The following is a 23,839-nucleotide window of genomic DNA, read 5'->3' on the forward strand; positions in this document are numbered from 1 at the left end:
CGGGAGGATGTAACGACCCCGGCCCGTCCGCCATTCCCCGACCCGGGGACCGGGCTCACGGGGCGGGGCTGACCAGGCGGCAGAGCCCCGGTCGCATGCCAGATGCAACGCCCCCGCCCCCGACCCGATTCCGCCACCGCGGTGACCCGGGCCACGGGACGCCGTGGGGTGGACCGGACAGGTGGGTGGTGGGTGGCGTGCCGGGTTTGTCGTGGTGGGTGGTCAGAGCCAGCCGGAGCGGCGGAACAGTCGGTGCAGGGTCAGTGCGGCGGTGGCCATGAGCAGGAGTGCGGCGCCGTAGCCGTAGCGCCAGTGCAGTTCGGGCATGTGGGTGAAGTTCATCCCGTAGATGCCGGCGACGGCGGTTTGGGTCGCGGCGATGGCGGCCCAGGCGGCGATCTTGCGCATGTCGTTGTTCTGTTCGACGGCCAGTTGTGCCAGGCGGGTCTGCAGGATCGAGTTGAGCAGGTCGTCGTAGGCGTTGACGCGGTCGACTGCTCGGGCGAGGTCGCCGTCGACGTCGGTGAACCAGCGGCGTAGCGCGGGGGGTGGGCCGTCGGTGGGTGGTGTGGCCAGGGTGCGCAGTGGTGCCTGTGCGGGTAGGACGGCGCGTTTGAGTTCGACGATTTCTCGTTTGAGTTGGTAGATGTGCGGGATGTCGGCGGTGCGTTCGCGGGCGAAGACGGTTTCTTCGAGTTGTTCGAGGTCGGTTTCGACGTGGGTGGCGACGTCCAGGTACTGGGTGACCATGCGGGCGCAGATGGCGTATGCGACGGCCCAGGGGCCTTCGGCGAGGATGGCGCGGCGTTGTTGGAGGTCCTGGCGGACGGTGGTGAGTGCGCCGGGTGCGCCGTGGCGGACGGTGACGACGAAGCGGTCGCCGATGAAGATCATGACGTCGCCGGTGTCGACGACTTCGGAGGTCTCGGTGAGTTCGGTGTGTTCGACGTATGCGGCGGTGCGGAGGACGAGCAGGGTGACGTCGTCGTGGCGTTGCAGGGTGGGTCGGTGTCCGTCGGTGAGGGCCTGGGTGATGTGGAATTCGTCGAGGCCGAAGGTGTGTCCGACTGCGGTCATGACGGCGGGGGTGGGGTCGTGCAGGCCGAGCCAGACGAAGGAGTGTCGGTTGCGGCGGCTGTGGGTGTGGGCGTCGGTGTAGTGGGGTCGGCCGGGTTGGCGTTGGCCGTTGACGTAGACGGCGCAGTCGACGACGGCGTCGGGGTTGGTCGGTCCGGTGGCGGGTGGTGTGGTGCGGGTGGGGCGGCGCAGTGCGCGTCGGAGCAGGTCGGGCAGGGTGGTGCGCTGTCGGGTCGGTGCGGGTCGTTGGTCCACCGGTCACCTCCGCCTTGCGGGGACTGACGGCAACCGTAGGGGATCTTCGGGTGGGGTGGTGGGTCAGGGCACGGCGGTGGCGAAGACGATGAGGTTGTCGGGGTAGGTGTGGTGGCGTTGGTCGAAGCGGCCGCCGCAGGTGATGAGGCGGAGTTGGGGTGTGGGGTTGGTGCCGTAGACGAGGGCGGTGGGGAAGCGGGTCTTGGGGTAGGTGCGGATGTCGTCGACGGTGAAGGTGGCGGTGCGGTTGTCGGCGCGGGTGATGTGGATGCGGTCGCCGGGGTTGAGTCGGCCGAGGTTGAAGAAGACGGCGGGGCCGGTGTCGCGGTTGTCGACGTGTCCGACGATGACGGCGTTGCCGGCTTCGCCGGGGCTGACGCCGGGGCGGTACCAGCCGGCGGTGGGGGGTGGGCCGGCTGGGGGGACTTCCAGTTGGCCGTCGGTGGTGGCGGCGACGGGGACGATGTCGGCGTGTACGTCGATGGTGGGGATGGTGATGTGCAGGGGGGTGGCGTGGGGCAGGGGTGGTGCGGGGCTGGTGGTGCTGGTGGTGGTGGGCTTGGTGTCGGGTTGGGGTGGTGGGGGTGGGGTGTGGGTTGCGGCGGTGGCGAGGAGGCCGAGTCCGGCGGCGGCGGTGAGGGTGGTCAGTGTGATGGCGGCCCGGTGGGTGTGGTGGGGGGCTGCCACGGTGTCTCCTTTCGGGCAGGTGGGGGTGCCCGCGTCGGTGGTGGCCGGCGCGGGCACCCGTGGCAGGGATGGGTGGTGTGGTTCAGGCTGGTGCGGTGGTGCGGCGGCGTCGTCGGCGGGTGAGGATGAGTGCGCTGGTGGTGGCGGCGGCGACGAGGGTGCTGCCGGTGGCGAGGAGGCCGGTGGTGTCGCTGTCGGTGCCGGTGCCGGCGGGTGCGGCGCCGATCGGGGTGACGGTGAAGGTGGCGCTGCCTGAGGTGGTGCCGTCGCCGCAGGTGGCGGTGACCGTGTAGGTGCCGAGGGTGAATCCGGCGGTGAACAGTTCCGCGCTGAGTCCGCCGCCGGCTGCGGCGGTGGTGGATCGGACGTTCTGGTCCCGGTCGGGGCCGGTGACGTGGAAGAGCGCGTCGCCGGATTTCGGGTTGCAGGTGGAGGTGAGCACGACGGTGCCGCCGACCGGGGTGGTGGCTGGTGAGACGGTGGTGTCGGCGATGGCGGCGGCGGGGAGCAGGAGTGTGCCGAGGCCCGCGCCGAGCGCTGCCGATCCGAGGATTGTCTGTGCCTTCATACGCGTCTTCCCTCACTTTTCGTCCGCTGTCGCGTGGGACGTCGTTCGGGTGGCCAGCTCCGTGTGTAGCACCGGTGTGTCCCACACTAGGAGGGTTGGGTCCTCGATCCGGTGGGATTGAGAATTCTTCGTTGCCGTCCTGTGGCGGGGGCTGGTGGGGCGGTGTGGGTGGTCCGTCCGTGCCATGATCGTGATCATGAATACGGGGACTGTCACCGCGGACGCCGCGGGCACGTGGACGCTGGGCGATCTCACGGTCAACCGGATGGGTCTGGGCGCGATGCGGTTGACGAAGACGGCGGATGGTCGACCCAGCGACCGGGGGCGGGCGGTCGGGGTGTTGCGCCGGGCCGTGGAGTTGGGTGTCAACCACATCGACACGGCCTCGTTCTATTTCTCGGCGTTGCGTTCGGCGAACGAGCTGATCAATACGGCTCTCGCGCCGTACCCGGAGGATCTGGTGATCGCGACGAAGGTCGGGCCGGGCAAGGACGCGTCGGGGGAGTGGTTGCCGTTGGCGCGGCCCGAGCAGTTGCGGGGGCAGGTGGAGGAGAACCTGCGGCAGTTGGGCCGTGACCACCTGGACCTGGTGTATCTGCGGCAGGATGGTCTGGAGTCGGTGGCGGAGCATTTCGGCGCGTTGGCCGAGCTGCGTGAGGCGGGTCTGATCCGGCAGCTTGGCATCTCCAACGTCCGTCCGCATCATCTGCCGCAGGCGCAGGCCGTCGCGCCGGTGGTGAGTGTGCAGAACGCGTACGGGCTGGGGTATCGGACGCGCCACGACCAGTTCCTGCGGGACTGCGCGGCGCAGGGTGTGGCGTATGTGCCGTTCTTTTCCCTGGCGACCACGGGCCGGGAGGCGGGCGCGAGCGGCGTGGAGGACGCGGAGGTGCGGGCGGTCGCCGCGGCGCACGGGGTGTCGCCGGTGCAGGTCCGGCTGGCGTGGACGTTGGGGCGGGGCCCGAACGTGCTGGCGATTCCCGGCACGGGCGATCCGGATCATCTGGTGGCGAACGTGGCGGCGGGGGCGTTGCGGTTGACCGACGGGGACCTGACCCGGTTGGAGGCCGTGCACCGGCGCGGCGAGTGACGGTGGCGTTGTCGCCGCCGGCCGGTGTCGGGTGGCGGCGGGTGGTGTGACAGCGTGTCGGGGTGAACGATGGCGTGCCGGTCGACGTCGACGTCGCCCTGGTCGGCGGTGGGGGTGCCGCGTCGCTGGTCCTGGCGGCGCTGGACCGGCACGGGTTGGCGGGGTTGCGGGTCGCCGTGGTGGATCCGGTGCGCAGGCGCGGCCAGGATCGCACGTGGGCGTTCTGGGGTCGTCCCGGTGGTGAGCTCGACGGGGTGCTCAGCGCCAGTTGGGGGCAGGTGGAGGTGGTCACGCCGGCTCGCCGGCGGGTGCTGGACCTGGCGCCGCTGCGGTATGCGATGGTGCGGTCCGCTCCGGTGTATGCGCGGGCGGCGGAGGCGGAGCGGCGGCTGGGGGCGGTACGGTTCGACGTGGCGGTGGCGGGGCTCGACGACGACGGCACGCGGGTGGTGGTGCGCGGCGGGGACGGTGCGCCGCTGGTGCGGGCGTCGTGGGTGCTCGACTCGCGTCCCCGGCCGCCGGCGCGGCCGGGCCGGACGTGCTGGTTGCAGCATTTCCGGGGTTGGTGGGTCGCCTCGGAGGTGGCGTTGTTCGATCCGCGGCGGGCGGTGTTGATGGATTTCCGCACCCCGCAGCCGGGCCGGGGGGTGTCGTTCGGTTACGTGTTGCCGGTCAGCGACCGGTTCGCGCTGGTGGAGTACACCGAGTTCTCCCCGGCCCGGTTGACGGGCGACGGGTACGACCGGGCGTTGCGCGGCTATCTGGGTCGGCTCGGGTGGGATCCGGCGGCGTTGGTGGTGCGGGAGGTGGAGGATGGGGTGATTCCGATGACCGATGCGCCGTTTCCGCGTCGTCCCTCGCCTCGGGTGGTGCGGTTGGGCACGGCGGGTGGCGCGACCCGCCCGTCGACGGGGTTCACGTTCTCGGCGATGCTGCGGCAGGCCGAGCAGGTGGCGGCGGCGTTGGCGGGTGGGCGGGCGCCGGTGCCGGCACCGGCGTATCCGCGTCGGCACCTGTGGATGGACGCGGTGGCGTTGCGGGCCCTGGACACGGGTCGGGTCGGTGGTCCGGAGTTCTTCGACCGGTTGTTCGACCGTAATCCGGCGTCGCGGGTGCTGCGGTTCCTCGACGGTGACACCGGGGTGGTGGAGGATCTGGCGGTGATGCGGTCGAGCCCGTTGGCGCCGATGACGTCCGCGGTGCTCGGTGACGCGGTGGGGCGGTTGCGTGGTCGGCTGCGTCGGCCCGGGTGAGCGCGGGGTCGCCGGTCAGCCGGGGCTCGCGGCGACGGTGTCGCGGATGCGGGCCCGCAGGTGCTGCAGGGGGTCGCCGTCGCCGACGGCGAGGCGGTTGCGGGTCGCGGCGACGGTGAGGCCCCACCGGGGGTAGGCGAAGGCGAGGCTGCCGCCGCTGCCGGCGGCGCCGAAGGACCCGTCGTCGTCGATGGAGTAGCCGAGACCCCAGGTCGTTTCCCGGCCGAAGACCCATTCGGTGCCGCGGACGGCGGGGGAGGACACGGCACGCAGCCGGTGCGGTGAGATCAGCCGTACGCCGTCGACGGGGCCGAGGAGCGCGGCGTACATGCGGGCGGCGGCGCGGGCGGTGAGGGTGCCGACGGCGGGCACGTCGGGTCGGGTGGCGAGGGTGGCGTCGGGGCGGACCCCGGGCGGGACGACCCGGTCGAGGTGGGGTAGTTGACCGGCGAACGCCTCCAGCATGGTCGACAGGTTGCCGTCTTCCATGCGGGCCAGGCCGGGTTGGGCGGTGGGGTGGACGCCGCAGAGCAGTTCCCCGGCGACGCCGAGGGGCGCGGCGACATCCTCGGTGAGGATGTCGCCGACGCGGCGGCCGGTGACGCGGCGGATCACCTCGCCGACGATCCAGCCGAACGTCCACGCGTGGTAGGCGAGTTGGTGGCCGGGTGTCCACAGGGGTCGGGCGTCGGCGACGATGCCGCACATGCGGTCCCAGTCGGCGAAGTCGTCGAGGGTGACGTCGGCGGGTAGCGCCGGTATCCCGGCGGTGTGGGTGAGGGCGTGGCGCAGGGTGATGTGGTCCTTGCCGTGGCGGGCGAACTCGGGCCACACGTCGGCGATGCGCAGGTCGTAGTCGAGGTGCCCGCGTTCGGCCAGCACGTGTACGACGGTGGCGGTGAGTCCCTTGCCGGTGGAGACGCCGTAGACGCCGGTGGCGGCGGTCATGGGCCGGCCGGTGGTGGTGTCGGCGACGCCGGCGTGGGCGTCGACGATCGGTTCGCCGTGCAGGTAGGCGGCGACCTGTACGCCTGCCTCGCGGCCGGTGCAGACGAGGCCGTCGATGGTGGCGTGGATCTCGGCCCGGAGGTTGTCGAGGCGGTCGGTCACGGTGAGCCACCCTGCCATGCCGCCGGTGGTGGCGCCGCCGGTTTTCTGCCGGCGGGGGGTGGTCGGTGCCGGTCGGGGCGGCCGGTAGGTTGCGGGCATGGTGGATGCGGCGGCCGGTGGGGTCGTGGAGATCTGGACCGACGGGGCGTGCAGCGGCAATCCGGGTCCGGGTGGGTGGGGTGCGGTGCTGCGGTACGGCACCCACGAGCGGGACCTGTGCGGGGGAGAGGCGACGCCGACGACCAACAACCGGATGGAGCTGATGGCGGCGATCCGGGCGTTGGAGAGCCTGACCCGGCCGGTGTCGGTGCGGTTGCACACCGACAGCACGTATGTGCGTAACGGCATCACCGGTTGGTTGGCCGGGTGGAAACGCAACGGGTGGGTGACGGCGGCGCGGCAGCCGGTCAAGAACGCGGACCTGTGGCAGCGGTTGGAGGCGGCCTGCGCCCGGCACGAGGTGACCTGGTTGTGGGTGAAGGGGCACAACGGGCATCCGGAGAACGAGCGGGCCGACGCCCTGGCCGGCCGGGGCATGGCGCAGGCGCGGGCGGAGGTGGGGGCGGGGGCGGCCCGACGGGGGTGACGTTGCGTCACGGGGTGGGGTTGTGCCGGGGCACACCGGTGGGTAACGTTGCGGATCGATGGCGTTACTTTCAGTTGTCACGGGAGGTGTCCGCGTGACCGCGACCGCCGCTACCGACCTGCCGCTCTGGCCGGCGTCCACTCTCGATCACGGCCCGTTCGCGCTGCTCGACGAGGAGCAGCGGCATCGGCTCGCGGGGCCGGTGACCCGGGTCCGGCTGCCGACCGGCGCGCCCGCCTGGCTGGTCACCCGGCACGCCGACGTGCGTCAGGTGCTGCGTCACCCCGGGCTCAGCGCCGACCTGGAGCGTCCCGGGTTTCCGCTGCTGCGTCCGCTGCCCCCGCAGTCGGAGCCGGACCGGCAGGGCGGCTTCATCCGGATGGACGGGGAGGAACACTCCCGGCTGCGCCGGATGCTCACCGCCGAATTCATGATCAAGAATGTGCGGCGGATCGAGCCGTTGATCCAGCAGACCGTCGACGCGGCGTTGGCCGACCTGGCCGCGGCGGGTCCACCCGCGGACCTGGTCGAGACGTTCGCCCTGCCGGTGCCGTCCATCGTGATCTGTCACCTGCTCGGTGTCCCCTACGCCGACCACGACTTCTTCCAGGTCCGCAGCCGCACCCTGCTGGACCGCACGACGTCGATGGAGCTGGTCCGGGCCCACGCGCAGGAGCTGCGCGACTACCTGCGTGAGCTGGTCGTCGCCCGGCACCACGACGCCGACGGCGACGACCTGATCAGCCGGCTGGTGCGCGACCGCGTCGCCACCGGGCAGCTCACCGTCGACGAACTGGTCGGCATGGCCCTGCTGCTGCTCGTCGCCGGCCACGAGACCACGGCCAACATGATCGGCCTGAGCACCCTGCTGCTGCTGCGCGAGCCGGGCCGCTTCGCGGCGCTGCGCGAGTCGCCGCACCGGGCGGCCGAGCTGGTCGAGGAGCTGCTGCGCTACCTCAGCGTGGTGCGCACGGGGCTGCCCCGGCTGGCCCTGGTCGACGCCGAGATCGGCGGCCAGGTCATCCGGGCGGGGGAGGGCGTCATCGCGGTGTTGTCGCTGGCCAACCGCGACCCGGAGGTCTTCGACGACCCGGAGGAGTTCGACCCGTACCGGCAGGCCCACCAGCACCTCGCGTTCGGCTTCGGGGTGCACCAGTGCATCGGTCAGCCGCTGGCCCGCGCGGAGCTGCGTATCGCCCTGGTGGGGTTGGCCGACCGTTTCCCGACCCTGCGGGCCGCGGTCGTGCCGCAGCAGGTGTCGACCCGCGACACGTCGGTCGTGTTCGGCCTCAACAACCTGCAGGTGACCTGGTGAGCCAGGTGGGCGTGGTGCGGGTGGCGGTGGACCGGGGCAGGTGCTGCGGGTCCGGCAACTGTGTGGTCGCCGCGCCGGAGGTCTTCGACCAGGACGACACCGACGGGCTGGTGCTGCTGCGGCGGCCCGAGCCGCCGCCGGAGGCGGCCGAGCGGGTCCGCCGCGCCGTCGAGGTCTGCCCGGCCGGCGCCATCCGCCTCACGTCGACGACGCAGCCCTGACCGGCCGGGCCCGCCCGCCGGTGCGGGGCGGCGGCCCAGGTCGCGCCCCGCACTCCTCGACGACCCACGACGACGGTTGACGTCGCCGACACCGCCCGCCGGGTGAGAGGTCAGGGTTCGCGGGAAGGGTCGGCGGCGCCGGAGACGGCGTCGACGTCGTAGCCGGCCCGGCTGGTGTCCCGGGCCGGGCGGGCCTGTTCGGCCGGCAGATCGGCGAAGTCGTCCCCGCTGTCGGTGCTCGTGCGCACCGAATCGCCCGGCGGGCGCAGGGAGGCCTCCATGGCCGGCACGCCGTCCGGCTCGTCGGTGCTGGCACGGTCGTAGCGTCGCTCACTGGTCATGGGGCCCTCGTGCCCGGCTGGCCGGCCCGCAAACGTCCCCCGGGCCGGCGGTGAGCGCCGCCCGGGTCGAGCGTCGGCCGGTCAGCGGCGGCGGACCCGGCCCGCCGGGTTCGCGCCGCGGCGGCGGACCGGGACGACCGGCAGCGACCAGTGCGCGGGGCGGGTCACCGTCGCCGGGAGACCGGTGCGGTGGTCGCCCCGGGCCGCGTCGACCTGCGACTGGTGCACGAACAGCGCCCCGCGCAGGTCCGCGCCCCGCAGATCCGCGCCCCGCAGGTCGGCGCCGGTGAGGTCGGCCAGCGTGAGGTCCACGCCCCGCAGGTCCGCCCCGAGCAGCACCGCGCCGCGCAGGTTCGCCCCCACCAGGTCGGCCCGGCGCAGGTCGGCGGCGACCAGCGCCGCCCCCCGCCGGTCCGCGCCGGCCCGCTCACCCAGGACCCGTTCGCTCACCCGCACCAGCAGCGGGTTCACCCGCCCCCGGTGCGCGTCGACGTCCACGGCCAGCAGCTGCGCGGCGGTGCCGCCGGCCAGCCGCCGGGTCTGCGCCAGCGCCGCGTCCAGCTCGACGCGCAGCGGCCCCGGCGCGGTCAGCGTCACCGCCTGCGTCAGATACCACAGCAGCTCGTGCAGCGGCCGCAGCACGGCGAACACGTCGAACATGCGGGTCGCCTCGCCGGGGGCCGACCGCCAGTCCCGGCCGGCGAAGGTGACCTGGGCGACCCGCTGGCCCGCCCCGAAACAGTCGAAGACGGTGCACCCGGGGAAGCCCCGGGCCCGCAGGTCCCGGTGGATGTCGCAGCGGAAGTCGTCGCCGAGGTTCGGGCACGGCCGCCCGGCCGGCTTGTCCACGGCGAAGTCCGACGAGGCGGCGAACGCGGGCGCGACACAGCACAGCCCGACGCAGCGGGCGCAGTCGGCCCGCAACTCGTCGCCGGAGTCGGGCGGGGCGGTCTCGGACACGTCGGGCCCTCCTCGAAGACGCCGCAACAGCGCCGGGACACCCCCGGGCCCCGCCCATTGTCGCGTCGGCGGCCACCCACCCCGGACACCGGGTGGGGCCGCCGGCGGCCAGTGTCGTGGCCGTCAGCCCTGCCGCCAGTCGTCGGCGCTCAGGTGCGAGCCCGCCTGCGGGCCCATCAGCAGCATCCCGCCGTCGACCGGCCACGACGCCCCGGTCACGTACGCGGCGGCGGGGGAGGCCAGCAGCGCCACCACCGCCGCGACCTCCCGGGCGTCGCCGGGCCGCCCCACCGGCACCCCGGGGCGCGCCTGCGTCAGCGGGTCGACGTCCTCCTGCCCGGTCATCGGGGTGGCGATCTCACCGGGGGCGACCGCGTTGACGGTGATCCCGTCGGCGGCCAGTTCCTGCGCCATCACCCGGGTCAGCAGGCCCAGCCCGCCCTTCGCGGCGCAGTACGCCGACGAACCCACCCGGGGGGCGTGCTCGTGGACGCTGGTGATGTTGACGATCCGGCCCCCGGTGCCCGCCGCCCGCATCCGCCGGGCGGCCCGCTGACCGCACAGGAACGGCCCGTCCAGGTCCACCGCCAGCACGTCGCGCCACTGCTGCCAGCTCGTCTCGACGAACGGCGCGGACGCGCCCGTGCCGGCGTTGTTCACCAGCACCCCGAGCCCGCCGAGCCGGTCGGCCAGCTCGTCGACGACGGCCGCCGCGTCCGGCAGCCGGGTCAGGTCCAGCTCGGCGGTGGCGCAGCGGCGGCCGGCGGCGCGTACCTCGTCGGCCGTGCGCCGGGCGCCGTCGGCGTCGCCGTACCAGGTGATGCCGATGTCGAAGCCGGCGTCGGCGAGCGCCACCGCGCACGCCTTGCCGATGCCGGAGTCGGCGCCGGTGATGATCGCGATGCGGGGATAGTCGTCGTAACGCTGAGGCATGCGGGGGCACTACCCCCGTTGGCGGCGTCGAACCGCCGGGGTGCGGCCGCGACGTGTAGCCGGCCGCCGGGCGGGTAGCCGCAGCGCCATGGAGCTGGTCGAGGAGTCGCCGTACCGGTTCCGGATCGACCGGCGCGATCCGATGCGGGTGCCGGGGGTCGTGTTCGCCTCCCGGGAGCTGATCCCGCACGTCGACGAGGACCGGTGGCCGCAGCAGGTGGCGAACGTGGCGACCCTGCCCGGGATCGTCGGCGCCTCGTACGCGATGCCCGACGTGCACTGGGGGTACGGGTTCCCGATCGGCGGCGTCGCCGCCACCGACGTGGCCGCCGGTGGCGTGGTCTCCCCGGGCGGCGTCGGTTTCGACATCTCCTGCGGGGTGCGGCTGCTCGCCGCCGACCTCGACCGGACCGACCTGCCGAGGGTGCGCGACGCGCTGATGGACGGCCTCGACGCGGCGATCCCGCGCGGCATGGGCCGCGGCGCGGTGTGGCAGCTGGCCGACCGGGCCGAACTGGACGCGGTGCTGCGCGGCGGCTCCCGCTACGCCGTCGAACGCGGCCACGGCGTGCCCCGCGACCTGGCGCGCTGCGAGGACGCCGGCGCGCTGCGAGGACGCCGACCCCGGGCAGGTCAGCGACCGCGCCGTGCAGCGCGGCCAGCAGCAGGTGGGCCGCCTCGGCTCCGGCAACCACTTCCTGGAGGTGCAGGCGGTCGACGAGGTGCACGACGAGGCGGTCGCGGCGGCGTTCGGGCTGCGCGCCGGCCAGGTCGTCGTGATGATCCACTGCGGGTCGCGGGGCCTGGGCCACCAGATCTGCACCGACCACGTCCGGGCGATGGAACGGGCGATGCCCGGCCACGGCATCGAGGTGCCCGACCGGCAGCTGGCCTGCGCGCCCGTGCGGTCGCCGCAGGGCCGGGCGTACCTGGGGGCGATGGTCGCCGCCGCGAACTACGCCCGCGCCAACCGGCAGTTGCTCACCGCCGCCGCCCGCCGGGTCTTCGCCGGCACCGCCGGCAGCGGCCTGCACCTGGTGTACGACGTGTCACACAACCTCGCCAAGATCGAAACGCACGGGGTGGACGGGGCGGACCGGCGGCTGTGCGTGCACCGCAAGGGCGCCACCCGGGCCCTGCCGCCCGGGCACCCGCAGCTGCCCGCCGACCTGCGCGCCGCCGGGCAGCCCGTGTTCGTCCCCGGCTCGATGGGCACCGCCTCGTACGTGCTCACCGGCGTGGCCGGTGCGCCCGCGTTCGCCTCGACCTGCCACGGGGCGGGCCGGGTGCGCAGCCGCGCGCAGGCGGGAAGGTCGGTGCGCGGGCAGGAGCTGCGCCGGGACCTCCAGGCGCGGGGCATCGCGGTGCGGGGGGCGTCGTGGCGGGGGCTGGCCGAGGAGACACCGCAGGCGTACAAGGACGTGTCGGCGGTGGTCGACGTCGCCGAGGCGGCCGGGTTGTGCCGGCGGGTGGCCCGGCTGGTGCCGCTCGGCGTGGTCAAGGGCTGAGCGGGCGCTCACACGTCGAGGGTCACCGCGCAGGACCAGCCGCGCGGGCCGGGGCCGAAGCGCAGCTCCTGCAGGGCCACCGCCTTCGGCACCGCGCCGACCAGTTCCACCGCGCCGGTGGTGTCGGCGAACGTCTCCACCATCGCCGCCACGGCCTCGGCCACGCAGCCCTCCCGGTCCGGCGCCCACGCCTCGATCCGCACGTCGGCGGTGTGCGCGACACTGCGCCTGCCCCGCCCCGATCCTGACCGCATGCCCCGATCATGCCGGCCGCCGGGCCCGCCCCGGTCCCGATCGCGCCACCCGAGGCCGGGCGTTGACCGCCGTCGACGGCGGTGGATAGTGTCCGTTTCACCGCCTGCGACGGGAGACACGTCATGGCCTGCGAGCACGTCGACGTGCTGATCGTCGGCGCCGGCCTCTCCGGCGTCGGCGCGGCCTGCCACCTGCGCCGCACCTGCCCCGACAAGACGTACGCGGTGCTGGAGGCCCGCGACGCGATCGGCGGCACCTGGGACCTGTTCCGCTACCCGGGCATACGGTCGGACTCGGACATGTTCACCCTCGGCTACGCGTTCAAGCCGTGGACGAACCCGCGCGCCATCGCCGACGGCGAGTCGATCCGCGCGTACGTGCGTGACACCGCCCGCGAGTACGGGGTGGACCAGCACATCCGGTTCCACCACCGGGTCCTCGCCGCGCGGTGGGACAGCGCCACGGCCCGCTGGACGGTGCGCGCCCACCGCGACGACACCGGCGAGGACGTCACCGTCACCTGCGGATTCCTGTTCGTCTGCTCCGGCTACTACCGCTACGACGCCGGCTACACCCCCGACCTGCCGGGCGTCGACTCGTACACCGGGCGGCTGGTCCACCCGCAGCACTGGCCGGCCGACCTCGACCACACCGACGCGCGGGTGGTCGTGGTCGGCAGCGGCGCCACCGCCGTCACCCTCGTCCCGGCCCTGGCGCGGCGGGCCGCCCACGTGACGATGCTGCAGCGTTCACCGACGTACGTCATCGCGTTGCCGTCGCGCGACGTGCTCGCCGACGCGCTGCGGCGCTGGCTGCCGGCGAAGGCCGCGTACCCGGTGGTGCGGTGGAAGAACGTGCTGCTCGGCACCGCCAACTTCCAGCTCAGCCGCCGCGCCCCGACGCTGGTCAAGCGGTTCCTGCGGCGCGCGGCGGCCGGTCGCCTCCCGGCCGGCTACGACGTCGACCGGCACTTCTCCCCCCGCTACGACCCGTGGGACCAGCGGCTGTGCGTGGCCCCCGACGGGGATCTGTTCGCCGCCCTCGGCACCGGCCGCGCCGACGTGGTGACCGACCGGATCGACACGTTCACGCCCACCGGCATCCGGCTCGCCTCCGGCGTCGAGCTGACCGCCGACGTCGTCGTCACCGCCACCGGACTCGATCTGCTCGCCCTCGGCGGCATGACGCTCACCGTCGACGGGCGGGACGTCGACCTCGGCGCGACGGTCGCCTACAAGGGCATGATGCTGTCGCAGGTGCCGAACTTCGCGATGACCATCGGCTACACCAACGCCTCCTGGACGCTCAAGGCCGACCTCGTCGCCACGTACGTGTGCCGGCTGCTGCGGCACCTGGACGCCACCGGCCAGCAGATCGTCACCCCGCTGGCCCCCACCGGCGGCCCGCTGGAGCCGATCATCGACCTCAAGGCCGGTTACGTGCTGCGCAGCGTCGACGCGCTGCCCAAGCAGGGCGCGTCCGCGCCGTGGCGGCTGCACCAGAACTACGTCCGTGACGTGCTGCTCATGCGGCACGGCCGGCTCACCGACGCCGGCGTGCGGTTCTCGCGCGCCCCGCAGGTGTCCCCGACGCAGCGACGCGACCCGGCCCACCCGGCCGGCAGCGGCGTCGGCTGACCGGGCGGGGCGAAGGGAGATCGACGTGCGCAGGTTCGACTTCACGGCCGGCACGGCCGTGGTCACCGGGGCGGCCGGCGGCATCGGCGAGGCCGTCGCCCACGGCCTGGCCCGGCGCGGCACCGACCTGGTGCTGCTCGACCGCGACGCCGACCGGCTCGCCGCCGTGGCCGCCGCGCTGCGCGCCGCCCACCCCGGCCGGCAGGTCGACACCGTCGTGGTCGACCTGGCCGACGCCGCCGCCACGGCCCGGGTGGCCGAGGAGCTGCGGCGGCGGCACCCGCGGCTGCGGCTGCTGGTCAACAACGCCGGTGTCGCGCTGGGCGGCCGCTTCGACCAGGTCACCCTGGACGAGTTCGGCTGGGTGGTCGACGTCAACTTCCGGGCCGTGGTGCAGCTCACCCACGCCCTGCTGCCCGCCCTGAAGGCCGAGCCGGGCGCGCACCTGGTCAACGTGTCCAGCCTCTTCGGGCTCATCGCCCCCGCCGGGCAGGCCGCCTACGCGGCCAGCAAGTTCGCCGTGCGGGGCTTCACCGAGGCGCTGCGCCAGGAGCTGGCCGGCGACGGCGTCGGGGTGACGTGCGTGCACCCCGGCGGCATCCGCACCCGCATCGCCGCCGACGCCCGCGTCGGCAGCGGGGTGCCCGTCGAGGAGTACGAGGCCGCCCGCCGCCGCTTCGAGCGGCTGCTGTCCATCGACCCGGCGACCGCCGCCGAGGCCATCCTGCGTGGTGTGCAGCGGCGTCGGGGGCGGGTGCTGATCGGCTGGTCGGCGCGGTTGCCCGACCTGTTGGCCCGGCTCGCCCCCGCAGGGTATGGCCGGGTGCTCGCCCTCGCCGTGAACCGGCCCGCCGCCGCGCCGGCGCCCGCCGTGAACCGGCCTGCGGTGCCCGGCCCCGCCGCGCCGGCCGGCAGCCGGGGCAGCGGGGCGGCCGACGGGCCGGCGGGGGAGCCGGGGTGAGCGGACCGGCCGACACCATCGTCACGGTGCGGGGGCGCGTCGCCCGGTGCCGGGTCACCGGCGACGGCCCGCCCGTGGTGCTGCTGCACGGCATCGGCCGCACCCTCGCCGACTTCGCCGAGCTGCACGGGCGGCTCGCCCGCGACCACCGGGTGATCAGCCTCGACCTGGCCGGGCACGGCGGGTCCGCGCCGCTGGACGAGCCGCACACCCTGCCGGCGTTGGCCCGGGCCGCCGCCGACTGCCTCGACGCGCTCGGCGTGACCGGCCCCGCCCACCTGGTCGGCAACTCCCTCGGCGGGGCGGTGGCCATGCGGTTGGCCGTCGACGACCCGGCCCGCGTGGCCAGCCTGGTGCTGGTCGCCAGTGCCGGCTTCGGCCGCGAGGTGACCATCGGGTTGCGGCTGCTGGCGGTGCGACCGCTGGCCCGGCTGCTGCTGCGGCCGAGCCGGGCCGTGGCCCGCCGCACCGAGCGGGCCCTGTTCCACGACCGGCGGCACGTCACCGCCGCCCGCCTCGCCGAGGCGCTGGCGGTGGCCCGCCGCCCGCACGCCGCCCGGGTGATGGGCGAACTCGTCGCCAGCCTCGGCACGGTGCGGGGCGTCGCCGCGCCGTGGCGTCAGGAACTGCTCGACGCGGTGGCCCGGCTGGACCGGCCCGTCCTGGTCGTCTGGGGCGACCGGGACCTGATCCTGCCCGCCGCCCACCTCGACGCCGCCCGGGCCCGGCTGCCCCGGGCCCGCACCCACCTGTTCGCCGACACGGGGCACCTGCCGCAGATCGAGCGGGCCGAGGAGTTCCACCGCCTCGTCACCGGCTTCTGGGCGGGCCGCCCCGCCGACCACTGACGCACGCCGACCGGCGGCGCAGGTGAACCGACGCGCCGCCGCCTGCGTCAGGGCGGGCTGCTGCCGCGCTTGTCCTCCTGCGCCAGCACCGCGTCGCGTAGCTGCGGGTCGTCGCGTTCGGCCAGCTCCGCGGCCAGCCGCGCGTCGCCGACGAGCCGGTCGTGGTTGCGGTGCAGGAACGCGTCGAACCCCCCGGTGTACGGGCAGGCCAGGTCGCCCAGCGTCGTCTCCGGCTGGTAGCGGCACCCGGTGCAGTAGTCGCTGAGCTCGTCGATGTAGCGGCCGTCGACGGCGTACGGGCGGGTGTCGATGCGGCCCAGGTCGGCGTACCGGCTCATGCCGATGACGGTCGCGTTTATCACCCAGTCGGCGCCATCGACGAAGCAGTCCCGGAACCAGTCCGCCAGCTCCGCCGGCCGCCAGCCGCGCTGCAACGCGTAGTTGCCGAGCACCAGCAGGCGCTGCGCGTGGTGCGCCCAGGCGCGGTCGCGGACCCCGGCGAGCACGTCGGCCAGGCAGCGCGCCTCCACGGCGTCGGCGTCGAGCCCGGCGAACCAGTCGGGCAGCGGCTCGGTCGCGGCCAGCCAGTTGCCGCCCCGGTAGCCCGGCTCGTAATACCAGTAGAGCTGCCAGAGGAACTCCCGCCAGCCCAGCAGCCCCCGGATGAACGGCTCCACCGCCGACAGCGACGCGGCCCCCTCCCGCCAGGCGCCCTCGGCGGCCCGGACCGCCTCCGCCGGGTCGAGCAGCCCCAGGTTGAACGACGACGACAGCACACTGTGGGTCAGCAGCGGGTCGCCCGCGCTCATCACCTCCTGGTAGCGGCCGTAGTCGGGCAGCCGGTGCGCCACGAAGTGCCGCAGCCTCGCGTCGGCCTCGGCGTGGGTGGCCGGGTAGCGGCGCGGGCCGTCGCGGCCGACGAACCGCACGCCGTCGCGCTCCCAGCCGTCCAGCTCGGCGCGGACCTCCGCGTCGATGTCGTCCTCCACGATCGGTGGGGGAGCCGGCGCCACCAGCCCGGCGGTGTCGGCGCGGCGGGGACGGCGGGGAACCCGCCCCGGCGGGCCCTCGAACACGCCGTGCTCGCGCCGCGCCCAGCGGTAGAAGTCGGACACCCGCAGCGGCCCCCGGCGGTCGGCGTCGGCCCACGCCGCGAAGTCCTCCCGGCGGACGAGGAAACCACGCGGCGGCAGGACGGTCAGCCCCGGCACCGAGCGGGCGAAGGCCAGCCCGGCCCGCGACGGCGGGTGGCAGACCTCGACCGGCCCGTCGACGCGCTCCAGCGCCTGCCGGAACGTGCCGGCGCGCACCAGCAGGGCCCGGTCACCCAGCTCGGCGGCGCGGTGCCGCAGCGCGGAGAGCAGCAGGTGGGCCTTCTGTCGGTGCATCGGGCGGCGCCGGAACAGCTCCCGGGCCTCCACGAGCAGCACCGGCTGCGCCGCGTCGTCGAGGAAGTGGGGCCCGAGTTGATCGGCGAGCAGCCACCGGCGGGAAGACATGTGTCGATTCTGCCCAGTCCGTTCCGACGCCGCCGCCCGGCACCGGCGTGTCCATCAGGTGGCGCACGCCACAGCGCCGCCCGGGTGGGCCGCGCCACGTTCCGCCCGCCCGTGGCGGACACCGGCGCGAGCGACGCCATCATGGATGGATGACGCATCCCAGCCCGGTGGCGGGCGCCGCCGCGCGGCGGCCGGCGACGTCGCCGCGCTGATGGCCGCCGACCGGGCGTTGCACGCCACCGCCGTGGAGGCCGCCGCCGCGGTCGAGGCGACCGCCGCGCCCGGCCGGCGGGCCGTCGGGGTCTGGGCCGTCGCCCTCAGCGCGTACGTGGCGGCGGTGTTCCACCGCGGCTCGCTGGGCGTCACCGGGGTCGACGCGGCGCACCGCTTCGACATCAGCGCGGCCACGCTGGCCACCTTCACCGTCGCCCAGCTCGCCGTGTACGCGGCGATGCAGGTGCCGGTGGGCGTGCTGCTCGACCGGTACGGCTCGCGGCGGCTGATCCTCGCCGGCGGCGCGTTGATGGTCGCCGGTCAGCTCTGCTTCGCGGTCGCCACGGACGTCGGCCTCGCCGTCGCCGCCCGGGTGCTGGTCGGCCTGGGCGACGCGATGACGTTCATCAGCGTGCTGCGCATCGTCGCGTTCTGGTTCCCCGGCCGGCGCAACCCGATGATGGTGCAGCTCACCGGCACCCTCGGTCAGCTCGGCGCGGTGCTGGGCGCTGTGCCGCTGGTCGCGCTGCTGCACCACGCGGGCTGGACCCCGGCGTTCCTCGGCGCCGCCGCGCTCGGCGCGACCGTGCTCACCATGGTCGTCGCGGTCGTCCGGGACACCCCGCACCGCGGGCCGGCCGCCGTGCCGGCCCCCGACCTGACGACGGTACGCCGACAGCTCGCCGCGGCCTGGGCGCAGCCCGGCACCCGGCTGGGCCTGTGGACGCACTTCGTCGCCCAGTTCTCCGGCTCGGTGTTCGCCCTGCTGTGGGGGTACCCGTTCCTGGTGCAGGGGCAGCAGATGGCACCCACCGCCGCCGCGTCCCTGCTCACCCTGATGACCCTGGCCAGCCTGGCGGCGGGCCCGGTCGTCGCCCACCTGTGTGCCCGCTACCCGCTGCGCCGCTCGGTGCTCGTGCTCGCCGTCACCGCGGCCACCGCCGCGGTGTGGGCGGTGGTGCTCGCCTGGCCGGGCCGCGCCCCGGGCTGGCTGCTGGTCGTGCTGGTGCTGGTGCTCGCCGCGAACGGCCCCGGCTCCGTCATCGGCTTCGACTACGCCCGCACGTTCAACCCGGCCAGCCGGATCGGCAGCGCCATCGGCATCGTCAACGTGGGCGGCTTCGTCGCCTCGATCGCGCTCGTGCTGGCCGTCGGGATCGTGCTGGACCTGGCGACCCCCGCCGGCCGGGCCGCCCCCGACCTGGCCGCGTTCCGGTGGGCCTTCGCCGTGCAGTACGCCCTCTGGGCACTCGGCGCGGTCCAGGTGCTGCGCTACCGCACCGCCGCCCGCCGGGTCCTCGCCGCCGCGCAGAGCATCGGCCGACCGGCCGAACCGGTCCAGGCCGCCCCGCCGGTGGTAACCCCCGCACGTCGGTGGGTCCGGCGAGGTGATCGGCGGTAGTTTCGCCGGGGAACGTGATCGGCGCGGGCAGCCCGCCGACGCGTACCGCGTCGTCGGCCGGGGCCCGGTGGCGGCGACACCGACAAGTGCGTGGACCAGGAGGAATCGTGAGCCAGGAAGTCCGGGGAGTCATTTCACGGCGCAAGGGCGCGCCGGTCGAGGTCACCACCATCGTGGTGCCCGACCCGGGGCCCGGCGAGGCGGTGGTCCGCGTCCAGGCGTGCGGGGTCTGCCACACCGACCTGCACTACCGCGAGGGCGGCATCAACGACGAGTTCCCGTTCCTGCTCGGCCACGAGGCCGCCGGGATCGTCGAGCAGGTCGGCGACGGCGTCACCGACGTCGCCCCCGGCGACTTCGTGGTGCTCAACTGGCGGGCCGTGTGCGGGGTATGCCGCGCCTGCCGCCGGGGCCGGCCGTGGTACTGCTTCGCCACCCACAACGCCGCCCAGAAGATGACGCTCACCGACGGCACCGTCCTGTCGCCGGCGCTGGGCATCGGCGCGTTCGCCGAGAAGACCCTCGTGCACGCCGGGCAGTGCACGAAGGTCAACCCGGCGGCCCGGCCCGCCGCCGTGGGCCTGCTCGGCTGCGGGGTGATGGCGGGTCTCGGCGCGGCCATGAACACCGGCGGTGTCACCCGCGGCGACTCCGTGGCCGTCATCGGCTGCGGTGGGGTCGGTGACGCCGCCGTGGCCGGCGCGGCCCTGGCCGGCGCGACGACGATCGTCGCGGTGGACACCGACTCCCGCAAGCTCGACTGGGCCCGCAGGTTCGGCGCCACCCACACCGTCAACGCCTCCGAGGACGACCCGGTGGAGGCGATCCGGGCCGCCACCGGCGGATTCGGCGCGGACGTCGTCATCGACGCCGTCGGCCGGCCCGAGACGTGGAAGCAGGCGTTCTACGCCCGCGACCTCGCCGGCACAGTCGTGCTGGTCGGCGTGCCCACCCCGCAGATGAGCGTGGAGCTGCCGCTGCTGGACGTGTTCGGCCGCGGCGGCGCCCTCAAGTCCAGCTGGTACGGCGACTGCCTGCCCAGCCGCGACTTCCCCCTGCTCACCGAGCTGTACCTGCAGGGCCGGCTCGACCTGGACGCGTTCGTCACCGAGGAGATCGCCCTGGACCAGGTCGAGGAGGCGTTCACCCGGATGCACCACGGTGACGTGCTGCGGTCGGTGGTGGTCTTCCCGTGACCGCCCGCGTCGACCACACCGTCACCTCCGGCACGTTCTCCCTCGACGGGCAGACCTTCGACGTCGACAACAACGTGTGGGTGATCGGCGACGACAGCGAGTGCGTCGTCGTCGACGCCCCGCACGACGTCGACGCGATCCTGCGTACGGTCGGCGGCCGGCGGGTGGTGGCGATCCTGGCCACCCACGCCCACGACGACCACGTGCGGGTCGCCCCGCAGCTCGCCCGGGCCACCGGCGCGCCGGTGCTGCTGCACCCCGACGACCGGGTGCTGTGGGACATGGTGCACCCCGACGTGGCCCCCGACGGCGAGCTGCGCGACGGCGCGACGGTCGAGGTGGCGGGCACCGAACTGCGGGTGCTGCACACCCCCGGGCACAGCCCCGGGGCGTGCAGCCTGCACGCCCCGGCACTCGGCGTCGTCTTCACCGGCGACACCCTCTTCGCCGGCGGGCCGGGGGCGACGGGCCGCTCGTACAGCGACTTCGGCACCATCATCGAGTCGATCCGGACCCGGCTGTTCACCCTGCCCCCGGAGACGGTCGTGCACACCGGCCACGGCGACAGCACCACCATCGGCGCGGAGGAGCCGCACCTCGCGCAGTGGCTGGCCCGGGGCCACTGACGGTCAGCACGCCGGCCGGCCGGGGATGCCCGGCCGGCCGGCGTCAGTCCTCGTCGGCCAGGCCGCCGCGCACCAGCTCCAGCAGCCGCGCCAGCCCCGGCCGGCAGCCGACCAGCCGCACGCCGCGCGGGCCGGCCCGCACGAGCGTCGCGGCCGAGCGCACGTCGACGAAGCTCAGCCCGGACAGGTCCAGCACGACGGGCTGCCGCGCCGGCGTCTCCTCGGTGACCGCGGCGAGCAGCGCCGCGAAGGCGTCCCGGTTGCTGCGGTCGACCTGCCCCACCAGCCGCAGCCCCGCCGGGTCGGCCGTGCGGTGGGCGCGCAGCAGCGGCGTCCACCGCGGCCCGCACGCCGGGGCGGCGGCGGCCGGGTGCGCGGACATCATCGCCTGGCACCACTCGGTGGAGAAGATCCGCCGGTCGTAGAGGCACAGGCCGGCCGCCCGGCCGTCGAGGAAGAGCGCGCCGCCGTCAGTCGGCGCGGTCGACGATGTTCGCCCTGGCGGCCGCGTACCGTTCGCGGATCGCCGGCACGACGTCCGCCTCGTGCGTCTCCGCCTGCCCGATCGTCCACGGTGGCGGCTGTGGCCCGCCCGACAGCATCCAGGCCGCCTGGCGGGCGGCGCCGTCGGCGACGTACTCCCCGGGTGGGGGGGACGAGCACGCGGCGGCCGAAGACGGCGGGCGCGATCCGGCGTACCGCCTCCGAGCGAGCGCCGCCGCCGACCAGGATGACCCGGTCGACCGTCGCGCCCTGCGCGAGCATCGCGTCCAGCCCGTCGGCGAGCGCGCACAGCATGCCCTCCACCGCCGCGCGGGCCAGGTGCGCGGGCGTGGAGGTCCGCAGGGTCAGCCCGTGCACGGCGCCGGTGGCGTGCGGGCGGTTCGGGGTGCGTTCGCCCTCCAGGTAGGGCACCAGGACCAGCCCGTCGGCGCCCGCCGGGGCCGACAGCGCCAGCGCCGACAGCCCCGCGTGGTCCACCCGCAGCATGGCCGCGGCCGCGTCCAGCACCCGGGCGGCGTTGAGCGTGCACACCAGCGGCAGGAACCGGCCGGTCGCGTCGGCGAACCCGGCGACGATCCCGCTCGGGTCGGCGGCCGGCACGTCGGAGACGGTGGACACGATGCCGGAGGTGCCGATCGACACGATCACGTCGCCCTGCCCGGCGCCGACACCCAACGCCGCCCCGGCGCAGTCGCCGGCGCCGGCGCCCAGCGGCGCGCCGGTGCGCAGCCGACCGGCCCGGCCGGTCGGCGCGAGCACCTGCGGCAGCAGCACGTCGTCGCGGCCGAACGCCAACCCGAACAGGTCCCGGCGGTAGTCGCCGGTGGCGGCCGACCAGTATCCGGTCCCGCTGGCCTCGCTGCGGTCGGTGCGCAGCGCGTCGAGCCCCGGCGCGCCGGACAGCCGCCAGGTCAGCCAGTCGTGCGGCAGGCACACCGCAGCGGTACGGGCGGCGTTGCGCGGTTCCGCCGAGGCCAGCCAGCGCAGCTTGGTGACGGTGAAGCTGGCGACCGGCACCAGGCCGACCGCCTCGGCCCAGGCCCGCCGGCCCGCCTCGCCGCCGCCGAGGTCGGAGATCAGGTCGGCGGCGGCACCGGCCGAGCGGGTGTCGTTCCACAGCACGGCGTCCCGGACCACCGCGCCGTCGGCGTCGAGGCACACCATGCCCTGCTGCTGCCCGGCGATCGAGGCGGCCGCCACGTCGTCCAGGCCGCCGGCCCGCGCGACGGCGTCGGCCAGCGCGGCCTCCCACGCGGCCGGCGGCACCGCCGTGCCGGCCGGGTGCGGCGCGCGCCCCTCGCGCACCAGCCTGCCGGTGTCGGCGTCGCGGACGACGACCTTGCACGACTGGGTCGACGAGTCGACTCCGGCCACGAGCGGCACGGGCCCTCCTGCGGCTCGGGGACACGGGCAGGAATTTGTTCAGCAGATGAATTATTCGAATCGGGTCCGGCCCGTGTCAACCGGCCGCCGGCGCGAAATGCGCTACGAGCCTCGGGTGCCGGCCCGGCACAATCGGCGCTTGTGTCCCACCCACCCCGAACGGCGCGCCCCGCCCCTGCCACCGGCCACCCACCGCTGACCCCGGCGCAGGCCGCCGCCCTGGCGCACGTACGCCGGTCGGCGCTACGCCGGCGCCCCGCGGCCCGCGCCGTGATCGCGCGGCACCTGGCCGCCTCCGGCGTCGGCCGCCGGCCACAGGAGCTGGTCGCGGCGGTCGGCGCGCACGGCCGGCTGACCGTGAACTTCCACCCCGACCGGCTGCTCGCCGACGGACGGACGGTGGCCGACGCGCTGGCCGCGCAGGGCGTCTACCGCAGCCAGTTCGCCACGGGCATCTCCAACGGCGGCCTGACCGCGTTCCCCGGCGGCGACCGGGACCGCTGGGAGGAGGCGATGTTCGGCGGCGCCTACCAGGAGGCGGGCGTGCTTCCGGCCGACCGCCCGACGTACGGCGGGCTCAACCTGCTCGACCACCCCGACGGCGCGTGTCCCCGGTTCGGCTCCTGCCACCTGCGGCTGCGGCCGCAGGTGCTGGCCCGCGCCACGTTCTGCTTCGGCGACAGCCACCTGGAGCCGCCCCACCTCGGCACCGTCGACGTGCCCGAGCCGGTGCTGGCGGAGCTGCTCGACGCCACGGCCGGCACGGGCGTCAGCCTCGGCGTCGCCGGGACGGACCCGGCCACCCTGCTCGGGGCCCTGCTGCGCCGCCGCGAGCGGGACGCCTGGCGCGCCGGCCCGGCCGTCCGCGCGCTGGACGACTACGTCGAGGCGCAGATCCACGGTGCGGTGGACCTCGGCCGCGACGTCGAGGCGTTCGTGCTCGACCCGTCGTTCGCGGGCACCCGGGTGGGCCGGGTGCTGGCCGACCTGGCGGCGCGCCACGGGGCGGCGCTGCACTGGCACGCGGGCTTCGAGCTGCCGGTCGACGGGGTCGACGCTGAGTTCCGGGGCCCCGGCATCCCGCCGCTGGCCGCCCGGATCCACGCCGAGTTCGCCCGCCCCGGCGAGCCGGTCGACGCCGCGCTGATCGGCCGGGCCGCCGCCTCGGCGGTCACCGAGCCCGACCGGTGGGCCGACCGCGGCCCGCTGGCGGCCACGCTGCAGGACCTCAAGATGCTCTGGCACGTCCTCGTCCGGTTCGGGGCGCCGCGCGCCCGCTGACCGGTGCCGGCCGTCGTGTCCGGTTCCGGGCGTGACCGGGACCGCACCCCGGCCGCTGCCACCCGTATCCGGAATGACGGACACGTGAAGCTGGTTGTGTCCCCCGTACCGCCCGCCGGTAAACCCCACC

At 75.1% G+C, this 23,839-nt stretch carries 22 protein-coding genes and 2 pseudogenes; 13 read left to right on the forward strand and 11 right to left on the reverse strand.

Annotated elements, in window-relative coordinates:
* Positions 1-222 precede the first annotated feature (222 nt).
* The 3 genes from GA0070558_RS02155 to GA0070558_RS02165 all read right to left on the reverse strand — a co-directional run bounded on the left by GA0070558_RS02155 (position 223) and on the right by GA0070558_RS02165 (position 2,587).
* The gene (locus tag GA0070558_RS02155) at positions 223-1,332 is read right to left on the reverse strand and encodes a magnesium and cobalt transport protein CorA (protein WP_091274980.1); all 1,110 of its coding nucleotides are present in this window, start codon (positions 1,330-1,332) and stop codon (positions 223-225) included.
* A gap of 63 nt (positions 1,333-1,395) precedes the next feature.
* Positions 1,396-2,019, reverse strand: coding sequence for a class F sortase (locus GA0070558_RS02160; protein ID WP_091274984.1), 624 nt, complete (start codon positions 2,017-2,019; stop codon positions 1,396-1,398).
* A gap of 82 nt (positions 2,020-2,101) precedes the next feature.
* Positions 2,102-2,587, reverse strand: coding sequence for a hypothetical protein (locus GA0070558_RS02165; protein WP_091274987.1), 486 nt, complete (start codon positions 2,585-2,587; stop codon positions 2,102-2,104).
* 184 nt (positions 2,588-2,771) lie between these two features.
* On the opposite strand from GA0070558_RS02165, the gene GA0070558_RS02170 reads away from it, so the two are divergent.
* Together GA0070558_RS02170 and GA0070558_RS02175 are read left to right on the forward strand one after the other, a co-directional pair.
* On the forward strand, positions 2,772-3,677 hold the full coding sequence (locus tag GA0070558_RS02170) for an aldo/keto reductase (RefSeq protein ID WP_256091709.1): 906 nt from the start codon (positions 2,772-2,774) through the stop codon (positions 3,675-3,677).
* A 62-nt stretch (positions 3,678-3,739) separates the two neighbouring features.
* Positions 3,740-4,930, forward strand: a complete 1,191-nt coding sequence (locus tag GA0070558_RS02175) for a lycopene cyclase family protein (protein WP_091274990.1) — start codon at positions 3,740-3,742, stop codon at positions 4,928-4,930.
* Positions 4,931-4,945: 15 nt separating this feature from the next.
* On the opposite strand, the gene GA0070558_RS02180 is transcribed toward GA0070558_RS02175, so the two are convergent.
* Positions 4,946-6,040: a serine hydrolase domain-containing protein gene (locus tag GA0070558_RS02180; RefSeq protein WP_256091710.1), complete on the reverse strand. Its 1,095-nt coding sequence runs from the start codon at positions 6,038-6,040 to the stop codon at positions 4,946-4,948.
* Positions 6,041-6,137: 97 nt separating this feature from the next.
* Between GA0070558_RS02180 and rnhA the strand changes: the two genes are divergently transcribed.
* The 3 genes from rnhA to GA0070558_RS02195 all read left to right on the forward strand — a co-directional run bounded on the left by rnhA (position 6,138) and on the right by GA0070558_RS02195 (position 8,162).
* A complete protein-coding gene (gene rnhA / locus GA0070558_RS02185) occupies positions 6,138-6,626 on the forward strand; it encodes a ribonuclease HI (protein WP_091274993.1) in 489 nt (162 codons plus the stop codon).
* A 94-nt stretch (positions 6,627-6,720) separates the two neighbouring features.
* Positions 6,721-7,941, forward strand: a complete 1,221-nt coding sequence (locus GA0070558_RS02190) for a cytochrome P450 (RefSeq protein WP_256091711.1) — start codon at positions 6,721-6,723, stop codon at positions 7,939-7,941.
* On the forward strand, positions 7,938-8,162 hold the full coding sequence (locus GA0070558_RS02195) for a ferredoxin (RefSeq protein WP_256091712.1): 225 nt from the start codon (positions 7,938-7,940) through the stop codon (positions 8,160-8,162). The genes GA0070558_RS02190 and GA0070558_RS02195 overlap by 4 nt, the downstream gene beginning before the upstream one ends.
* A gap of 110 nt (positions 8,163-8,272) precedes the next feature.
* Here the strand turns inward: GA0070558_RS02195 and GA0070558_RS02200 are convergent, their stop codons facing one another.
* From GA0070558_RS02200 to GA0070558_RS02210, 3 genes are all read right to left on the reverse strand, one after another.
* A complete protein-coding gene (locus GA0070558_RS02200; RefSeq protein ID WP_077940278.1) occupies positions 8,273-8,503 on the reverse strand; it encodes a hypothetical protein in 231 nt (76 codons plus the stop codon).
* 81 nt (positions 8,504-8,584) lie between these two features.
* Positions 8,585-9,463 (reverse strand): pentapeptide repeat-containing protein, encoded by an 879-nt coding sequence (locus GA0070558_RS02205; RefSeq protein WP_091275000.1) that lies wholly within the window; start codon positions 9,461-9,463, stop codon positions 8,585-8,587.
* A 123-nt stretch (positions 9,464-9,586) separates the two neighbouring features.
* Entirely contained in the window at positions 9,587-10,396 is an 810-nt protein-coding gene (locus tag GA0070558_RS02210) for an SDR family oxidoreductase (protein ID WP_077940280.1), read from the reverse strand.
* A gap of 88 nt (positions 10,397-10,484) precedes the next feature.
* Here GA0070558_RS02210 and GA0070558_RS02215 point away from each other — a divergent pair.
* Positions 10,485-11,904: pseudogene (locus GA0070558_RS02215) on the forward strand (RtcB family protein).
* Between the two features lie 8 nt (positions 11,905-11,912).
* Here the strand turns inward: GA0070558_RS02215 and GA0070558_RS02220 are convergent.
* The gene (locus tag GA0070558_RS02220) at positions 11,913-12,158 is read right to left on the reverse strand and encodes an archease (RefSeq protein WP_091275003.1); all 246 of its coding nucleotides are present in this window, start codon (positions 12,156-12,158) and stop codon (positions 11,913-11,915) included.
* A 123-nt stretch (positions 12,159-12,281) separates the two neighbouring features.
* Here GA0070558_RS02220 and GA0070558_RS02225 point away from each other — a divergent pair, with 123 nt between their 5' ends.
* The 3 genes from GA0070558_RS02225 to GA0070558_RS02235 are packed head-to-tail and all read left to right on the forward strand — an operon-like array spanning position 12,282 to position 15,605.
* The gene (locus GA0070558_RS02225; protein ID WP_091275006.1) at positions 12,282-13,796 is read left to right on the forward strand and encodes a flavin-containing monooxygenase; all 1,515 of its coding nucleotides are present in this window, start codon (positions 12,282-12,284) and stop codon (positions 13,794-13,796) included.
* Between the two features lie 25 nt (positions 13,797-13,821).
* Positions 13,822-14,757 (forward strand): SDR family NAD(P)-dependent oxidoreductase, encoded by a 936-nt coding sequence (locus GA0070558_RS02230; protein ID WP_091275008.1) that lies wholly within the window; start codon positions 13,822-13,824, stop codon positions 14,755-14,757.
* Positions 14,754-15,605: an alpha/beta fold hydrolase gene (locus GA0070558_RS02235; protein WP_091275012.1), complete on the forward strand. Its 852-nt coding sequence runs from the start codon at positions 14,754-14,756 to the stop codon at positions 15,603-15,605. Before GA0070558_RS02230 ends, GA0070558_RS02235 begins: the two co-directional genes overlap by 4 nt.
* Before the next feature lie 47 nt (positions 15,606-15,652).
* Here the strand turns inward: GA0070558_RS02235 and GA0070558_RS02240 are convergent, their stop codons facing one another.
* Positions 15,653-17,104: a cryptochrome/photolyase family protein gene (locus tag GA0070558_RS02240; RefSeq protein ID WP_091275016.1), complete on the reverse strand. Its 1,452-nt coding sequence runs from the start codon at positions 17,102-17,104 to the stop codon at positions 15,653-15,655.
* A 145-nt stretch (positions 17,105-17,249) separates the two neighbouring features.
* On the opposite strand from GA0070558_RS02240, the gene GA0070558_RS02245 reads away from it, so the two are divergent.
* The 3 genes from GA0070558_RS02245 to GA0070558_RS02255 all read left to right on the forward strand — a co-directional run bounded on the left by GA0070558_RS02245 (position 17,250) and on the right by GA0070558_RS02255 (position 20,541).
* Complete coding sequence (locus GA0070558_RS02245) at positions 17,250-18,719, forward strand: MFS transporter (RefSeq protein WP_256091713.1); 1,470 nt, start codon at positions 17,250-17,252, stop codon at positions 18,717-18,719.
* Between the two features lie 107 nt (positions 18,720-18,826).
* Positions 18,827-19,915 carry an S-(hydroxymethyl)mycothiol dehydrogenase gene (locus GA0070558_RS02250; protein ID WP_091275019.1) on the forward strand — a complete coding sequence of 363 codons (1,089 nt, stop codon included), beginning with the start codon at positions 18,827-18,829 and terminating at the stop codon, positions 19,913-19,915.
* Positions 19,912-20,541 carry an MBL fold metallo-hydrolase gene (locus GA0070558_RS02255; protein ID WP_077940288.1) on the forward strand — a complete coding sequence of 210 codons (630 nt, stop codon included), beginning with the start codon at positions 19,912-19,914 and terminating at the stop codon, positions 20,539-20,541. The genes GA0070558_RS02250 and GA0070558_RS02255 overlap by 4 nt, the downstream gene beginning before the upstream one ends.
* 43 nt (positions 20,542-20,584) lie before the next feature.
* Here the strand turns inward: GA0070558_RS02255 and GA0070558_RS02260 are convergent, their stop codons facing one another.
* Together GA0070558_RS02260 and GA0070558_RS02265 are read right to left on the reverse strand one after the other, a co-directional pair.
* Positions 20,585-20,926, reverse strand: coding sequence for an STAS domain-containing protein (locus GA0070558_RS02260; RefSeq protein ID WP_091275023.1), 342 nt, complete (start codon positions 20,924-20,926; stop codon positions 20,585-20,587).
* Between the two features lie 85 nt (positions 20,927-21,011).
* Positions 21,012-22,428, reverse strand: a pseudogene (locus GA0070558_RS02265) (FGGY-family carbohydrate kinase).
* Positions 22,429-22,569: 141 nt separating this feature from the next.
* Here GA0070558_RS02265 and GA0070558_RS02270 point away from each other — a divergent pair.
* On the forward strand, positions 22,570-23,709 hold the full coding sequence (locus tag GA0070558_RS02270; protein ID WP_369523364.1) for a DUF3626 domain-containing protein: 1,140 nt from the start codon (positions 22,570-22,572) through the stop codon (positions 23,707-23,709).
* Positions 23,710-23,839 lie beyond the last annotated feature (130 nt).

This window comes from Micromonospora haikouensis (genome assembly GCF_900091595.1).
GTDB lineage: Bacteria > Actinomycetota > Actinomycetes > Mycobacteriales > Micromonosporaceae > Micromonospora > Micromonospora haikouensis.

Coding starts and splice junctions, on each gene's coding strand:
- GA0070558_RS02220 (WP_091275003.1), bottom strand. CDS start 12,158: ATGCGGTCAGGATCGGGGCGGGGCAGGCGCAGTGTCGCGCACACCGCC.
- GA0070558_RS02165 (WP_091274987.1), bottom strand. CDS start 2,587: ATGAAGGCACAGACAATCCTCGGATCGGCAGCGCTCGGCGCGGGCCTC.
- GA0070558_RS02170 (WP_256091709.1), top strand. CDS start 2,772: ATGATCGTGATCATGAATACGGGGACTGTCACCGCGGACGCCGCGGGC.
- rnhA (WP_091274993.1), top strand. CDS start 6,138: ATGGTGGATGCGGCGGCCGGTGGGGTCGTGGAGATCTGGACCGACGGG.
- GA0070558_RS02245 (WP_256091713.1), top strand. CDS start 17,250: ATGGATGACGCATCCCAGCCCGGTGGCGGGCGCCGCCGCGCGGCGGCC.
- GA0070558_RS02225 (WP_091275006.1), top strand. CDS start 12,282: ATGGCCTGCGAGCACGTCGACGTGCTGATCGTCGGCGCCGGCCTCTCC.
- GA0070558_RS02200 (WP_077940278.1), bottom strand. CDS start 8,503: ATGACCAGTGAGCGACGCTACGACCGTGCCAGCACCGACGAGCCGGAC.
- GA0070558_RS02260 (WP_091275023.1), bottom strand. CDS start 20,926: ATGATGTCCGCGCACCCGGCCGCCGCCGCCCCGGCGTGCGGGCCGCGG.
- GA0070558_RS02210 (WP_077940280.1), bottom strand. CDS start 10,396: ATGCCTCAGCGTTACGACGACTATCCCCGCATCGCGATCATCACCGGC.
- GA0070558_RS02240 (WP_091275016.1), bottom strand. CDS start 17,104: ATGTCTTCCCGCCGGTGGCTGCTCGCCGATCAACTCGGGCCCCACTTC.